The sequence below is a fragment of the Chromobacterium sp. LK11 genome (assembly GCF_001043705.1).
GTDB classification, from domain to species: Bacteria; Pseudomonadota; Gammaproteobacteria; order Burkholderiales; family Chromobacteriaceae; genus Chromobacterium; species Chromobacterium alkanivorans.
The window spans coordinates 39,639-54,817 of record NZ_LDUR01000010.1 but is presented as its reverse complement, the minus strand read 5'-3'; the positions used below and the strand labels follow the sequence as shown (position 1 = coordinate 54,817).

Below are 15,179 nucleotides of genomic sequence, written 5' to 3'. Positions count from 1 at the left end.
TTCACTTTTAACCCTATGTCTGATTCTCGCCGCCTGCGGTAATAAGGAGCGTAACGTGCCCACGCTTGATGAGGTCAAAGCCAATCTGGCCTTTAACTGTGTCTACGAAAAAGACCACTTGCCAACACGAGATCCCGACGCGGAGCAGCTCTATCGCTATGCGCGCCATGTGCAAAAGAATAATCTGCTGAAGGATGATGTCAGCGTTTATCCAGTGCTGGAGCGTTATTACCGCATCGCCACCGCTTACGGTCATGACAAGGCCAATCTGGAGTTGCGCCAGATGATAGCCAAGGGCCAGGCTTGGAGCGCCGACCCGGTCAAAGAAACCCTGGACCTGACCGAGGAACTGATACGCCTAGGCGTGCCGGGCGGCTATTACGATATGGCCCGCTACCTTGATGCCGGCTACGGAGTCAAAAAAGACCCTGAGCTGGCGTTACGCTATTACCGCAAGTCGGCGGACATGGGAAGTCCAGAGGGGCAGTACTACGTTGCTGAAAAACTAGCACCACTGGATCGAGCACCAGAAGTAGCACGAAAAATGTACCAGTGTGCAGCAGAGCAAGGAGACGGGAATGCTGGGGATAGTCTTGGGCGCGACCTTAAAGGCGACAAGCTTTTTAATGATGCATTAAAAGCTTTCCAGTTAGGGGTTAAGGGGGGAAACGAGGCTTCAGTTTCGACAATGGGAGAAACTTTTCTGGAGCCGCCGACGGCTAGTAAAATTTATTTCATGAATGTAGCCAAAGACCCTGAGCGTAGCCAGCGCTATAAGGCAATCGGTGACATCCTCGGCCGCTATTCCTACCTCCACCCCACCGTACCCGAGTTAGACGAGATCGTCCCGCTGCCCCCAGCCAAGCTACCACCCTGGGACGGCAAGATTCAGTGGCTGAAAGATCACGAAGCCAATATCGCCCCGCCCAAGCCCAGCGAAGAACTGATGGAAAAGCTAGCCAAAGCCAAGGGGCTGGCCCCTAAAACCGGCAGGCCGCTGGGTGCTGACGCTTCCTAAGCGCGCTCTGCTCTGGGCGCTGCTGCTTCTGTTGACCGCTTGCGGCAACAAGCAGCGCGCCGTGCCCACGCTTGATGAGATCAAAGCCAATCTGGCCTTTAGCTGTGTCTATGAAAAAGACCACTTGCCAACACGCGATCCCGACGCGGAGCAGCTCTATCGCTATGCGCGCTATGTACAAAAGAATAATCTGCTGAAGGACGACGTCAGCGTTTACCCCGTCCTGGAGCGTTATTACCGCATCGCCACCGCTTACGGTCATGACAAGGCCAATCTGGAGCTGCGCCAGATGATAGGCAGGGCACAAGCCTGGAGCGCCGATCCGGTCAAGGAAACCCTGGACCTGACCGAGGAACTGATACGCCAAGGCGTGCCCGGTGGCTATTACGATATGGCCCGTTACCTTGATGCAGGGTATGGGGTACAAAAAAATCCAGAATTAGCTTTACGCTACTACAGAAAGTCAGCAGATCTTGGCAACCCTGATGGACAATTCCTTGTGGGTGAAAAGCTTGACCCAATAGAAATAGCCCCAAATATCGCAGAACAAATGTTTATTTGTGCAGCCCAACAAGGACACGGACGGGCAGCCAATTCTGCGGCCATTGGGTATGAGTTAAAAGAAAAATATCAAGAATCAACCAGTTTATTTCATCAGGGAGTGAAGAATGGTGACTCTGCCTCTGCCTCTAGACTTGAGCATGGATTCTCAGCCCCACCCAATACCGACAAGTTATACTACCTAAACTTAGAAAAAGACAGTACACGCAGTCAACGCTATAAGGCCATTGGAGATATTCTTGAGCGTTACTCCTATCTCCACCCCACCGTGCCCGAGTTAGACCAAATCGTCCCGCTACCTCCGGCCAAGCTGCCACCTTGGGATGGCAAGATTCAATGGCTGAAAGATCACGAAGCCAATATCGCCCCGCCCAGGCCCAGCGAAGAACTGATGGAAAAGCTGGCCAAAGCCAAGGGGCTGGACCCAAAGACCGGCAGGCCGCTGGGTGCCGACGCTTCCTAAGCGCGCTCTGCTTTGGGCGCTGCTGCTTCTGTTGACCGCCTGCGGCAACAAGCAGCGCGCCGTGCCCACGCTGGATGAGGTAAAAGCCAATCTGGCCTTTAACTGTGTCTACGAAAAAGACCACTTGCCAACACGCGATCCCGACGCGGAGCAGCTCTATCGCTATGCGCGCTATGTGCAAAAGAACAATCTGTTGAAGGACGATGTCAGTATCTACCCAGTACTGGAACGCTATTACCGTATTGCCACGGCGTATGGCCATTACAAGGCTAACTTGGAGTTGCGCCAGATGATAGGCAAGGGCCAAGCCTGGAGCTCGGATCCAGTAAAGGAAACCCTAGATTTGACCGAGGAGCTGATACGCCAGGACGTGCCAGGCGGCTACTACGACATGGCTCGCTATCTTGATGCAGGCTACGGGGTGAAAAAAGACCCAGAACTAGCCTTGCGTTATTATCGAAAGTCGGCGGATATGGGTAGTCCTGAGGGGCAATACTATGTAGCTGAGAAATTGGCTCCGCTTGACAAGGCCCCCGATATTGCACGTCAAATGAGAAAATGTGCAGGTGAACAAGGGCATGGGCGAGCAGCTGATATGCTTGGGCGAAACATGAAAGGGAAGAGGATGTACGCCCAAGCTGTAGAAGCATTCCAACTTGGGGTAAAGGGAGGCTACTCTACTTCTGCCGTTGACCTACAACATGGTTTCGCTGGGCCTGAAGAAATAGACAGTTTCAACTACCTTGCGTTAGAGAAGGACTTTGAGCGTAGCCGCCGCTATAAAGAGATTGCCGATATTCTAGGCCGCTACTCCTACCTCCACCCTACCGTACCCGAGTTAGACGAAATCGTCCCGCTGCCTCCAGCCAAGCTACCGCCCTGGGATGGCAAGATTCAGTGGTTGAAAGATCACGAAGCTAATATCGCCCCGCCCAAGCCCAGCGAAGAACTGATGGAAAAGCTGGCCAAAGCCAAGGGGCTGGACCCAAAGACCGGCAGGCCGCTGGGTGCCGACGCTTCCTAAGAACCTGTTCAAAGTCTGCTGCGCTTCAGCGATACGCCGTTGAAAACGCCTTCGAAATGCTCATGTACCACGTGTACATTCCGCTTTTTCGCTAGTTTTCGCCTTGTCTCGCCCTTGCTCGCGAGACTTTGAACAGGCTCTAAGAGCGGCTAACAAAACTCCTGATACTGCGTTGCGCCGACTTGCCGTACTCAAGTACTGCCTGCGTCGGCGCGCCTTGCCTCAGACGTAAAACTGACAATGTCAGCCGCTCTAAACACATGTTTACGATCTCGCGAGCTAAGGCGAGACAAGGCGAAAACGGCTGAGAAAGCGGAATGTACATACGGTACATGAGCATTTCGAAGGCGTACTCATCGTGTAACGCTCCACGCAGCGCAGCAGATCGTAAACAGGTTCTTACACATTTCGCCCCAACAGCTGGCAAGGCCAGCCGTCCACGTCGAAAGCGGCGATGCGTTCGTAGCCGCAGGACTCGTAAAAACGCGCCAAGGCCCCGGAACCGCCGCCGTAGCAATCGACGCGCAAGCACCGGACGCCCGCCAGCCTCGCCTGCTCGTCCGCAAAAGCCATCAAGCGCCGGCCAATGCCGCGCGCGCTGGGGCGGCGCGAGGCCACCAGCAGGCGCACGTAGATTTCAGGCTCCGTCGCCGCCGGCACATAGGGCATGGCTTCCCCCAGCACCAAGGCGGCCAGCACCTCGCCGCCCCGCTCCTCCGCCACCCAGGCTCCCGGCAGCGAACAGGCCTCGACCACCCGTTCCACTTGCCGCGGCTGGCTTGACCAAGGCTCGCTTCCCCATTGCTCCGCATTGCCCATGGAGACAAACCAGGCAATGATTTCGTCGAAGATTTTCAATACCGCGGGCGCGTCGGCCGCGCTTGCGCGGCGGATGATCACGCCGTCCGATTCCGCGTTCACCATATGACCGTCCTTCTCTGAATGCTCGTCAGGCGGGGGCGGCTTATCCGCCTCAAATCCCGCTTTTTAAAAAACCTGCTCAAAGCCTCGCTAGCCAGAGCGAGCCAAGGCGAAAGCTGCTGAGAAAGTGGAGTATACCTTCAGCACATCAGCATTCCGAATGAGGTACTCGCCGTGTCACGCCTCACAAAGCGCAGCAGATCGTCAATCAGGAGCCAAGAACCTCTTCAACAAGCTTCCGCGTGGGTATCGCTACGCTCCACCCACCCTACTCATGACAAGCGGCCACGCGTAGGGAGGGAGGAGCCGCAGGCGATACCCGCCAGCTGCCGCTGTTTTCTCGGCGACAGGTTTTATACAGGGGATAACGCCAGCCTAGGCAAAACACGGCATATGGGCACTGAATGCGGCACTCGCCGTGTCACGCCTCACAAAGCGCAGCAGATCGTCAATCAGGAGCCAAGAACCTCTTCAACAAGCTTCCGCGTGGGTATCGCTACGCTCCACCCACCCTACTCATGACAAGCGGCCGCGCGTAGGGTGGGAGGAGCCGCAGGCGATACCCGCCAGCGCTCGCTGTTTTCTCGGCGACGGGTTTTATACAGGGGATAACGCCAGCCTAGGCAAAACACGGCATATGGGCACTGAATGCGGCACTCGCCGTGCCGCGTCTCACAAAGCGCAGCAGATCGTCAATCAGCTGCCAAGAGCTTCTTCAACAGGCTCCCGCGTGGGTATCGCTACGCTCCTCCCACCCTACTCATGACAAGCGGCCACGCGTAGGGAGGGAGGAGCCGCAGGCGATACCCGCCAGCTGCCGCTGTTTTCTCGGCGACGGGTTTTATGCAGGGGATAACGCCAGCCTAGGCAAAACACGGCATATGAGCACTGAATGCGGCACTCGCCGTGCCGTGTCTCACGACGCGCAGCAGATCGTCAATCAGGTGCCAAGAACCTCTTCAACAGGCTTTCGCGTGGGTATCGCTACGCTCCACCCACTCTACTCATGACAAGCGGCCGCGCGTAGGGTGGGAGGAGCCGCAGGCGATACCCGCCGGCGCTCGCTGTTTTCTCGGCGACGGGTTTTATGCAGCGCTTGGGGATAACGCCAGCCTAGGCGAGACAAGACGTTGCGGCTGAGAAAGCGGAATGTACAAGTGGTACATGAGCATTTCGAATGCGGTACTCACCGTGCCACCTGTCACGACGCGCAGCAGATCGTAAACAGCTTCTAAGGCAACACCCCCAGCAGGGACCACAGCCGCCGCGCCTCGGCGTCGCTGTCGATCAGCTCCGCCAGCAATTCCCGCAACGGCTTGTCTCCCCACTCCACCGCGCGGTAGATCAGATAGGGCACCGGGCTGTGCGGTTCGGTGCGCGCCAGGTAGTCGGCGATGCCGCGCAGCTGGCGGTAGGCGTCTTCCCTCCCCTGCGGCTCGCGTTGGGAAAACGCCGGCGCGGCCACCCGCGGCGGCGGCGCGTCATGGCCTGCTTCGGCTTCGATTTCCGCTGGCGGCGTGGCGGCTTCGGCGCGGCCTACGGCGGCGTCTTCCGCTTCCGGCGGCGCGCCGGGATGCAGCACCGCCAACTCCTGCAAGGCTTGCGCCGCCTGTTCCAGCGCCTGGTTCAGCGGCGCGTAGGACGGCGCGTCCGCGCCCATGTGCTCGTCGCACCAGCTTTGCAGCCGCGCCAGCCATTGCCGGCTGCGCGCCAGCGCGCCGCGGCTGTCCTCCAGCACAGCCGGCGGCAGCGCTCGCACCCAGTCGTGCAGCTTCTGCTGCTCGTGGCGCGCCTGCTCGCGCTCCAGCTTGCCTTCGTCTCCGCCGGCCAGCAGCCGGCGGTTGAGGTCCTGCCACTGCCGCAGGGTCAGCGGCTGCCGTTCTTGCGGCGGCGGCGCGTCCAGCAAGGGCACCTGGGCCGCCAGCGTGGCGGCGTAGGTCTTGGCCAGCCATTCCAGCGGGCCGGTGCGAAAGCTCTGATCGTCTTGCTGCGGCAAGGGATGCAGGCTGTCCCAGAATTGCTCGCAGCATTGCGCGCTCAGCGCCAGCCCCGCTTCCAGGCCGGACAGGCCCAGCAGGTGCAGCCAGGATTCGCCCAGCCAGGCGGCCACCATCAAATCCTTGCTGCGCTCGGCCAGCAGCGCGGAGGCGACGCGCTCCACTCCGGCCCAGTCCGCGCGCTTCAGATCGCTTTCCCAGATGCCGGCGGGCAGGCTGGGATCGTCCTCGCGCCGCAGCTCGCGCAGTTGGTCGTATTCCGGCGCGTAGCGCAGCGGCTCGCCGCCGGGATTGTCCGCGGCGATGGCTTGCAACAGGGTATCCAGACTCGGCGTGGCGCTCATGGCCGTTTCCTCATGGTGTTCAATGCGCGCATCAACTGCCTTCTATCGCGGCCAGCCGCGGGTTGGCGGCGGCGCGGAACGGCGACGGCGGCGCGGAGTAAGGCAGGCTGGCCACCGCCAGGCCGCTCTTGCCGCCCGGCGCCTGCAAGCTCAGCCGCAAAAACATCTGCGCGTTGCCGCTGCCCAGCAGCGCCGGGTTGCGCACCGGCAGCGCCAGCATCAGGCCCACGTCGTTGAAGCCGTCCGCGTTGTTGACGCGCAGCGGCGAATTGTTCTCGCGCAACAACCGCAGCAAGCCCCATTGGCCGCCGTAGTTCCAGCTGGCCAGCCGCTCGAACACGGTCAGTCCGTTTTGCGTCGAATCCTCCACCGGCGCCTGCTGGGACTCCTTGGCCCAGCGCAGGGTCGCCGTCACCGGCTGGCCGATGTTCCAGTGCAGGCGCTGGCCGTCGCCGCCGGGGTAGCGCAGGCGCTGGCCTCCGCTGGCCAGCGTCCATTCGATCACCTGGTCCGCCGCCTGCTCGTGTTCGCGGTCGGTGCGCCAGCGCACTTCCACGTCCACGCCTTGCCACGGCCCACCGCCCTCGCGGGCAAACATCGGGCCCAGCCAGGCCCGCGCCGCCTTGGCCGCGTCCAGGAAGCGCCGCGCGGCCTGGGCCTGGCCGGACTTGAGGTCTTGCAGCCCGGCCGCGGCCAAGGCGCCGCTGTCGTCCATCATCCGCATGAACTCCGCCACCCGCTCCGGCGCGGCGTCCGGCGCGCTCAGCTTGGCGGCGAAGGGGAAGCGATTGGCCAGGTATTGATTGAAGAAGGCGCTCAGCTTCAGGTAGGCGGCGGCGCCGGCCTGGGTGCGCAGCGCGCCGCAGCGGTCGCTGGCCAGGCTGACCAGGGTCTGGGCGCGTTCGGCGAAGATATTGCCGGAGGCCGGCAGCTCCACCTGGTCCAGCACCGCGCGGCAATTGGCCACGTCCATCTCGTTGAAGTCCTTGACGATCATGGTCTCCAGCACCGTAGGCGCGCTGTTGGCGGCTTTTTCCTTGTAGTGGCGCAGCTCGGTGGTCGCGCTTTGCCAGCGCTGCACCAGCTGCTGGTCGCTCACCGACATTTCGCTCTTGTGCGACAACAGCCAGTTCAGCGCCGGCGCCTGCGCCTGGGACAGGGTGCCGATCAGCTCCAGCTGCGAGCCCAGGTATTGTTGCAGTTCACGGGCGCCACCGGCGCGGAAGGCGCGGGCGCCGGCGTTGCGCGAGCCGTCCCACCAGCGGAAGCTGCCTTGCAAGGGCTGGTACACCGCCAGCCCTTGCAGGCTGCGCTCGGCGTGGCGCAAGGATTGCAGCGCGCGCCGGTCCATTTCCGCCACCAGCTTGCCGCGCAACGCGGTTTGAGCCAAATCGTCCATTGCCGCCAGCAAGGGGGTGGCCGCCTTGGCCTGGGCGTCGAAGGCGTTGCCCTCACCCACCGAGCCGCTGGTCAGGTCCGCCGACGGTTCAGAATGGCGGCTGCTCAATTCCCCCCACATCGCGCGCGCCGCGCTGTCCTGCAAAGCGCGCTCCAGGCCCTTGCGGTAGGCCGGCGGCATTTGAGCGGTGCTGCCGGCCACGTATTTCTGGTAGCCGTCGTAATGGCGCAGCGCCGCCGTCATCGCTTCGGCGTCCATCGTCGCCAGCCCGCTCAGGCCGGCCTCGCGCTGCGCCCGCGCGCTGGCGACGAAGTCCTGCTTCAGCAAGGAGGCCAGGGTCACGTTCAGCTTGAGCACCGCGTCCTGCAGCTCCAGGCCGCCGGACGGCCCTTGCGCCAGCAGCGCCGAGGTGGCGCCCACGCCGCCCAGCCAGCGCTTGCGGAAATCCTGGCGCGCCACCGCGGAATGGTCCACCACCCGCGCCACCGCGTCGCGGCCTATCAGGCTGGAGCGGCGCGCGCCGTCCAGCATCGCGCTGTAGCCGGGCACCAGATCCTGGCCGGCGGCGCGGCTCCAGGCGCTGTTGGTGGCGTTGACCAGACTTTGCAGCAGGCCGATGTGGCCGGCAACGCTGTCCAGCTCCGTCAGCGTATTGCCCTGGCCGGACTCCAGCATCTGCAATTGCTTTTGCAGCTGTTGGGCGGTGAGATCGAAGGTCTGGTTGGTGTAAAGCTGGCCGAGCCAGGCCTGCATCAGGCCGCTGAAGTGGTCTCCCACTTGCGGCCGGATCTTGGAAAGGTCTATCGGCTCGGCCACCAGTTGATCGCTGGACAGCAGGATGCGGCGCAGATTGTCGCGCTGGGCGTTCTGCGGCGCGCGCAGGCTGAGGCCGAACAGGCCGTTGGCCAGGTCCGCCGCTTCGTCCAGCGTGGCGCTGCCGTCGCGCACAGCGTGGTTGAACTGGTTGACGCGCTGCTCCAGCTTGACCGCGTCGCCGGCCAGTTGCCGCGCCAGCAGGTAGGCCGGCCATTTTTCCGGCGCGGCGGTGTCGTCGCTGACGCTGTCCGCGCCGGCCTCGCCCAGCCGCCGCACTTGTTCGGCGTCGCGCAGCAGCCGCTGTTGCAGCGGCTGCATCACCGCGCGCCGCAGCGCGTATTCGATGGTGTCGTCGATGCGGCCGTCCACCGGGGAAAACAGCGAGGTGGGCAGCAGCAGGGTGCCGAAGCGGCGCGACGGCGCGTCCTTGAGCGCGCGCCAGAAGGCGGCGACGCTTTGCCGCGCCGCGGCGTCGTTGCTCAGCTCCGGCCGCGGCCCGCCGCGCTCCAGCTGCAGGATGCGCAGCTGGCGGCCCAGCGCGTCGGCGTCGTCGGTCACCGTATGCCAGTACCAGCTGATGCCGGCCAGCCACAAGGCGGCGAACAGGCCCATGCCGATCAGGGTCCAGCGGTGCCAGCGCTGGCGCAGCCGCAGAATGCGCGGCACCGGCTGGGCCAGGCCCTGTTCCGCCAGCACCCGCTGACGCAGCAGCCGGCCGGCGAACAGGGGCAGCGCCGGCGGCGCGACGGTTTCTTCCAGATCGTCCTGCGGCGCCGCCTGGGCGCCGGTGAAGTAGATGCCGCGCAATTGCGGCGCCTCGCCCAGCGCGTTGCCGCGGAACACCGGATCGCACAACGCCTGCAGATTAGCGCGCACGTCTTCGAAGCTGCGCGGCAGCAGGTAGAGGTCTGTGGACACCCCGCCTTGCAGCGCGCCGAATTCGGCTATGGTTTCGCTCAGGGTCAGCCTCAGCCGCGTCAAGGCCTGCTCTATCCAGTCGGATTGATAGGCGGCGCTGGCGGCGTGGGGCGAGGACCAGCCCAGCATCGCGTCGCGCGCTTCGCGCGGCAGCGCCTGCGCCAGTTCCAGAAAGCCCGGCGCCTGTTCGGTTTCGGTCACCACCAGGTAGATGGGCAGGCTCAGGCCCAGCCTTCTTTGCAGATCGGAAAACTTCTTGGCGGCGGCCAGGCCGGCGCTGACCGCCAGGTGCTCGCTCCACAGTTGGCTGGCGGACACGGTCCAGATCAACGCGTCCAGCGGCCGCGCGGCGCGGCTGCGCAACAGCACGCCCAGCAGCCGCCGCCAGGCCGACAACGGCGCCAGCGCGCCTTCCGGATGGCTGAACATATCGTCCGGGATCACCAGCACCGCGCCGTCGCCGCCGTACCACCAGCGGCCGAACCAATTGGCCTCGCCCTCGCTCTTCAGCTGCAGCGAGGCGCACAGCGCCTCCACATTGCGCACCCGGTCGCCCACCGCCAGCACCCAGGGGGTCTGGTAGCGGTCTTCCGCGCCGATCTCGCGCTCGAAGCGACGCACCGAGCCGCGGAAGCTGCGCCGCGCCGGATCGGCCTCGCGCCGCAGCCACCAGATCAGCGCCGCCAGCGCCAGCAGGATCAACAGGGTCAGCAACACAATGCCGGCTATGGTCTGTATCGTCATTTGCTCTGCCCGTCCCCGTCCGTCCCGCGGTACAGCATGGGCTCCACCCGCGACACGATGTCATGCCAGAAGGCGTGGCCCACCACCGACATGCCCAGCAGAATGGCGGCCACGCCCAAGGCCAGCCGGAAGCCGTCCGGCAGCATGCGCCGCACCGTCAGCCGCAAGGGCGGCAGATTGCTGCTGCGCTCCAGCGCCGGCGCCAGGCTGCGGAGATCGGCGTCGCGCTGGTAGGCGAAGGCGAACAGCTCGCGCCGCCATTCCTCGTGCTGGGCCAGACCGCCCGGCCCGCGCAGCCGGCCGTAAAAGCCCAGGGTCAGCGTTTGCAGGCAGACGTTGGCCAGGTCGCGCCCGGCCGGGTCGCGCTCGCGCAAGACCCGCTCTATCAGCGCCGGCACCTTGTCGCCGGCGGCGCGGCTGCCGAACAGCCGCTGCTCCAGCGGCGTGGCCTGCCACAGGCTCTGCCCCGGCCAGTCCTCGAACAGCAAGCGCTCGTCGATCAAGGCGACGAACAGATATTGCAGGGACTCGATCTGGCTTTGCCCGGCCGCGCCCACGCGCGCGCCGGCGGCGCGGCTCAAGCGCCGCGCCAGCAGCCCGCCCTGCTCGGCCGCCAGCTCGGCCGCGGTTTCGGCCTTGTGGCCGCCGCCGGCCAGTTCGCGGAACACTTGCAGCCATTCGGCGTAGGCGTCTTCGAACGTGGCGCTCAGCGGCGCCTGCGCCAGCACGCCCAGCGGCTGGGACAAGGCGCTATCCAGCATGGCGTTCTCCGTTGGCCTCGTCGCGCGGGTCGGCGACGAAGAGCAGCGCCTCCCACGGCTCCAGCGCCGCGCCGCCGGCCGGCAGCGTCATCCGCAGCGGCTGCTCCGGCTGCAGCCAGTCGCCGCTGGCCAGCAGCGCGAACAGCCGGGTGTCGTCGCCCACGCTGTAAGCCACTTGTTCGGCGCGGTCCAGCGCTTGGAAGAACAGGCCGCGCATGCGCTGGCGCGCCAGCGTGGCCACATGGGATTCGGAGGCGATGATGGCCTGGCCCAGCCACTGCTGGGCGGCGGAATCCGGCGCGCCGCCGGGCATGCGCAGGCCCACGATCAAGCGCCCGCTGTCGCGCGCGGCCTCCGGCAATACGATCCAGAAACCTTCCTCGTCGCGGTTGAACGGCAGGCTGCGGTAGCCGGCCCGCACCCGGTCCAGCGCGGCGGACAGCCAGTTCAGCAAGGGCTCGTAACTGGCCAGCAATTCCTGGTAGTTGAAGGCGGGGAACACCGGCGCGCCGGCGCCCGGGTTCAGCGCGGTCAGCGAGCCGGCCATGCCGGCCAACAGGCCGAACATGGCGGCGGGATGTGCGGCGCGGCTGCCCAGCGCCGCCTCCACTTCCGGCAGCCGCGCCCACAGCGCCGCCAGCTGGCGGCGGATTTCGTCGATGTCGTCGTCCTTGCCCGCGTCCTTGGCCTGGCGCAGCCGGCCGCTGAGGAACACGCACTTTTCGCGCGCCTTGGCGCACAGCGCCGCCACCTTGCGCCCCAGCAGGCTGTCCGGCAACAGCCGCGGCGACGGCGGCGCGTAGGCGCGGCGGGCGAAGCCGCCGCCCTGCTGGGCGATGCGCAGCAAGGGCAGGCAGATCATGTCGGCGCGCTCGGACTCGGTGACCAGGCGGATGTCTGGCCGCCACAGCGTCAGGCTGGCCGGGTTCTCGCCGCTGCTCAAGTCCGGCACCGCCTCGCTGTTTTCCGAGCGGAAGCGGCCGGTCATCGCGTCCAGCCGGCCGGCGCGCCACAAGGGCGGCAAGGCCAGGTAGACCGTCACCGTGCGCCCCGGCGCCTCCGCCTCGGCCGCCGTCACGTCGCAGCTGAGCTCGGCGCCGTCGCCGGCGTCGAAGCGCAGCGGCAGGCCGTCCGGCAGCACCGCCTCCAGCGCGGACACCCGCGCCACGCCGCCGGCCAGCGCCGCCTCGTCCAGCTCCAGTTCCAACACCCCCCAGTACAGCGGCTGGGCCGCCGCCGCCAGCGCCGCGGACACCCCGTCCGCGCGCAGCGCCTGCCATTGAAAATGCTGGGGCAGCAACTGCATCCCCTCGTACCAACACACCGCCTGTGGCACTGCTTTCAAACCGCTCTCCCCCCGCTACGGCTCCATCAGCCGCATATTCTTGCTTTCAAAACGCAACCAGACCTTCTTGCGCGTATCCAGGCTCAGCCGGTGCATGCCCGGCCCGGCGTAGCTGGCGTACACCAGCAGGCCGGCCGCGGATTCGCCGCGTATCGGCACGTCTTCGGTTTCCAGGTGCTGGCCCGGCACCAGCTCCAGCCCCCACACCTTGATGCCCTCCGGGTAATCCCGCTGCAGCTGCTCGCGCTGCTCAAACCACTTGGCCGCCGGCAGACCCAGCAACAGCTTGTGCAGCTCCGGGTCCTTGACCGCGACGAAGTCCACCGCCAGCGGCGTGTCGTCGTTGGCCATGCTGACCACGTCCAGCGTGGCCGCCTGCAGTTTGACCGAGGGGCCGAAGCCCAGCGACGAGCAGCCGCCCAAGCCCAGCGCCAAACAGCAGAACAGCCCAGCCAGATACCCGTTGCGCATCCGCATCACCTCAACGCCATTATCCATTGCAAATAATATTGGCAAAAAAACGCCGACAGTTCTATAGGAATTGTTAAGCCATGGTCATTGAAAAATGCAAGTTGCAAGCATTTGTCAGCAAAAAAGGCTTCCATGCGACGGCTTGAGCCGGCATCAATGGAAAAGAGCGACCAGGCCCGACCGGGCAACACTGGTCTGACAATCATGCAATTTCGCCAAAGCGGACCGGACTCGCGGCCCGCCGTCGGCGTCCCTAGCTTCCCAACCGATCGAGGTCTGTTATGGCAGAGAGCACACAGCACAAGCTGGACCGGATTCGTCCGCCGCGCGTGCAAATCACGTATGACGTGGAAATCGGCAACGCCCTGGAAAAACGGGAGCTGCCGCTGGTGGTAGGCATCATGGCGGACCTGGCTGGCAAGCAGGAGCAGCCGCTGCCCAAGCTCAGCGAGCGCCGCTTCGTGGAAATCGACCGCGACAACTTCAACGCGGTGCTGGCCTCGCTGACGCCGCGCGTCACCGCCCAGGTGGACAACGCGCTGGCCGACGACGGCAGCAAGCTGAACGTGGAGCTGAAGTTCAACCACTTCGACGACTTCGACCCGGTCAACATCGTCAAGCAGGTTACCCCGCTGCGCCGGCTGTACGAGGCACGCCAGAAGCTGCGCGACCTGCTGACCAAGCTGGATGGCAACGACGAACTGGACAAGCTGTTGCAGGACGTGGTGGCCAACACCGAGGAACTGCAAAAGATCAAGAGCGCCCGCCCCGAGGCCCCGGCCGCCGCGGAAGCCGCGCCGGCGCCGGACGCGCCGCCGGCCGCCTGACGCCCAGTTCCCCCTACCCGACACCGGAGACATCTCATGGCTAAGACCCAAGCCGAAGCGCCCAGCGGCGACGCCGCCTCGCTGTCGCTGCTGGACCGCATCATCCAGGAAGGCCGCATGGCCCACGACGACATCCAGCAGGAATACGCCAAGGACCTGCTGTCCGAATTCGCCACCCAGGTGTTGGACGAAGGCATGGCCATCGACAAAGACACCGTGGCGATGATCAACCACCGCATCGCCATCATCGACCAATTGCTGAGCAAGCAGCTCAACAACATCCTGCACCACCCGGACGTGCAGAAGATGGAAGCCTCCTGGCGCGGCCTGCACTTCCTGGTGATGAACACCGAAACCAGCAGCCGGCTGAAGCTGCGCCTGCTCAACGCCACCAAGGACGAGCTGCAGAACGATCTGGAAAAGGCGGTGGAATTCGACCAGAGCGCGCTGTTCAAGAAGATTTACGAGGAAGAGTACGGCACCTTCGGCGGCCACCCCATCAGCCTGCTGATCGGCGACTACGAGTTCGGCCGCCACCCGCAAGACGTGGCGCTGCTGGAAAAGCTGTCCAATGTGGCCGCCGCCGCGCACGCGCCGCTGATCTCCGCCGCCAGCCCGCGGCTGTTCGACATGAGCAGCTTCACCGAACTGGCGGTGCCGCGCGACCTGGCCAAGGCCTTTGAAAGCGCCGAGCTGATCAAATGGCGCTCCTTCCGCGCCAGCGAGGATTCCCGCTACGTCAGCCTGGTGCTGCCGCACATCCTGCTGCGCCTGCCCTACGGCCCGGACACCAAGCCCACCGAGGGCATGAACTACGTGGAAGACGTCAACGGCACCGACCACGGCAAATACCTGTGGGGCAACGCCGCCTACGCGCTGGGCCAGCGCATCACCGACGCCTTCGCCAAATACGGCTGGTGCGCGGCCATCCGCGGCGTGGAAGGCGGCGGCGCGGTGGAAGGCCTGCCGGCCCACACCTTCGGCACCGTCTCCGGCGACATCGCGCTCAAATGCCCCACCGAGATCGCCATCACCGACCGCCGCGAGAAAGAGCTGGACGGCCTGGGCTTCATCGCGCTGTGCCACAAGAAAAACACCGATCTGGCGGTGTTCTTCGGCGGCCAGAGCGCCAACCAGCCCAAGCTCTACAACACCAACGCCGCCAACGCCAACGCGCGCATCTCCGCGATGCTGCCCTATGTGCTGGCCGCCTCGCGCTTCGCCCACTACATCAAGGTGATCATGCGCGACAAGATCGGCAGCTTCCTGACCCGCGACAACGTGGAAACCTATCTGAACAACTGGATAGCGGACTACGTGCTGGTCAACGACAACGCGCCGCAGGAAGTGAAGGCCCAGTACCCGCTGCGCGAAGCGCGGGTGGACGTGACCGAAGTGCCGGGCAAGCCCGGCGCCTACCGCGCCACCGTCTTCCTGCGCCCGCACTTCCAGCTGGAAGAACTGACCGCGTCCATCCGCCTGGTGGCGGAGCTGCCGCCGCCGGCCGCCGCCTGACGCCACACCAAGGGCCCGCCGCGCGGCGGGCCCGATATGTCTCATAACACGGAGA

11 protein-coding genes are annotated in these 15,179 nt (G+C 64.7%); 5 read left to right on the top strand and 6 right to left on the bottom strand.

The annotated features are described in order from the left end of the window. Positions 1–55 precede the first annotated feature (55 nt). Genes VK98_RS06540 through VK98_RS06530 form a run of 3 tightly spaced genes read left to right on the top strand, consistent with a single transcriptional unit; the run spans position 56 to position 3,066 of the window. On the top strand, positions 56–1,018 hold the full coding sequence (locus VK98_RS06540) for a sel1 repeat family protein (RefSeq protein ID WP_197082985.1): 963 nt from the start codon (positions 56–58) through the stop codon (positions 1,016–1,018). Then, positions 1,002–2,042: a sel1 repeat family protein gene (locus VK98_RS23245; protein ID WP_197082984.1), complete on the top strand. Its 1,041-nt coding sequence runs from the start codon at positions 1,002–1,004 to the stop codon at positions 2,040–2,042. Before VK98_RS06540 ends, VK98_RS23245 begins: the two co-directional genes overlap by 17 nt. Further along, a complete protein-coding gene (locus VK98_RS06530; RefSeq protein WP_053077261.1) occupies positions 2,026–3,066 on the top strand; it encodes a sel1 repeat family protein in 1,041 nt (346 codons plus the stop codon). Before VK98_RS23245 ends, VK98_RS06530 begins: the two co-directional genes overlap by 17 nt. 399 nt (positions 3,067–3,465) lie before the next feature. On the opposite strand, the gene VK98_RS06525 is transcribed toward VK98_RS06530, so the two are convergent. From VK98_RS06525 to VK98_RS06500, 6 genes are all read right to left on the bottom strand, one after another. After that, the gene (locus tag VK98_RS06525) at positions 3,466–3,990 is read right to left on the bottom strand and encodes a GNAT family N-acetyltransferase (protein WP_048413282.1); all 525 of its coding nucleotides are present in this window, start codon (positions 3,988–3,990) and stop codon (positions 3,466–3,468) included. Between the two features lie 1,228 nt (positions 3,991–5,218). Then, entirely contained in the window at positions 5,219–6,328 is a 1,110-nt protein-coding gene (gene tssA, locus VK98_RS06520; protein ID WP_048413281.1) for a type VI secretion system protein TssA, read from the bottom strand. A gap of 31 nt (positions 6,329–6,359) precedes the next feature. Beyond that, on the bottom strand, positions 6,360–10,205 hold the full coding sequence (locus tag VK98_RS06515; RefSeq protein ID WP_048413280.1) for a type VI secretion protein IcmF/TssM N-terminal domain-containing protein: 3,846 nt from the start codon (positions 10,203–10,205) through the stop codon (positions 6,360–6,362). Then, entirely contained in the window at positions 10,202–10,966 is a 765-nt protein-coding gene (locus VK98_RS06510; protein WP_048413279.1) for a DotU family type IV/VI secretion system protein, read from the bottom strand. Before VK98_RS06510 ends, VK98_RS06515 begins: the two co-directional genes overlap by 4 nt. Further along, a complete protein-coding gene (tssK, locus tag VK98_RS06505; RefSeq protein WP_231589224.1) occupies positions 10,956–12,302 on the bottom strand; it encodes a type VI secretion system baseplate subunit TssK in 1,347 nt (448 codons plus the stop codon). Before tssK ends, VK98_RS06510 begins: the two co-directional genes overlap by 11 nt. A gap of 24 nt (positions 12,303–12,326) precedes the next feature. After that, on the bottom strand, positions 12,327–12,782 hold the full coding sequence (locus tag VK98_RS06500) for a hypothetical protein (protein ID WP_048413277.1): 456 nt from the start codon (positions 12,780–12,782) through the stop codon (positions 12,327–12,329). Between the two features lie 281 nt (positions 12,783–13,063). Between VK98_RS06500 and tssB the strand changes: the two genes are divergently transcribed. Together tssB and tssC are read left to right on the top strand one after the other, a co-directional pair. Further along, the gene (tssB, locus tag VK98_RS06495; protein WP_048413276.1) at positions 13,064–13,609 is read left to right on the top strand and encodes a type VI secretion system contractile sheath small subunit; all 546 of its coding nucleotides are present in this window, start codon (positions 13,064–13,066) and stop codon (positions 13,607–13,609) included. Between the two features lie 36 nt (positions 13,610–13,645). Continuing rightward, entirely contained in the window at positions 13,646–15,124 is a 1,479-nt protein-coding gene (tssC, locus tag VK98_RS06490; protein ID WP_048413275.1) for a type VI secretion system contractile sheath large subunit, read from the top strand. Positions 15,125–15,179 lie beyond the last annotated feature (55 nt).

Excerpts from the sequence above, each read along its gene's own strand:
- tssA (WP_048413281.1), bottom strand. The coding sequence starts at position 6,328 with ATGAGCGCCACGCCGAGTCTGGATACCCTGTTGCAAGCCATCGCCGCG.
- VK98_RS06510 (WP_048413279.1), bottom strand. The coding sequence starts at position 10,966 with ATGCTGGATAGCGCCTTGTCCCAGCCGCTGGGCGTGCTGGCGCAGGCG.
- VK98_RS06525 (WP_048413282.1), bottom strand. The coding sequence starts at position 3,990 with ATGGTGAACGCGGAATCGGACGGCGTGATCATCCGCCGCGCAAGCGCG.
- tssB (WP_048413276.1), top strand. The coding sequence starts at position 13,064 with ATGGCAGAGAGCACACAGCACAAGCTGGACCGGATTCGTCCGCCGCGC.
- VK98_RS06500 (WP_048413277.1), bottom strand. The coding sequence starts at position 12,782 with ATGCGCAACGGGTATCTGGCTGGGCTGTTCTGCTGTTTGGCGCTGGGC.
- tssC (WP_048413275.1), top strand. The coding sequence starts at position 13,646 with ATGGCTAAGACCCAAGCCGAAGCGCCCAGCGGCGACGCCGCCTCGCTG.
- VK98_RS06515 (WP_048413280.1), bottom strand. The coding sequence starts at position 10,205 with ATGACGATACAGACCATAGCCGGCATTGTGTTGCTGACCCTGTTGATC.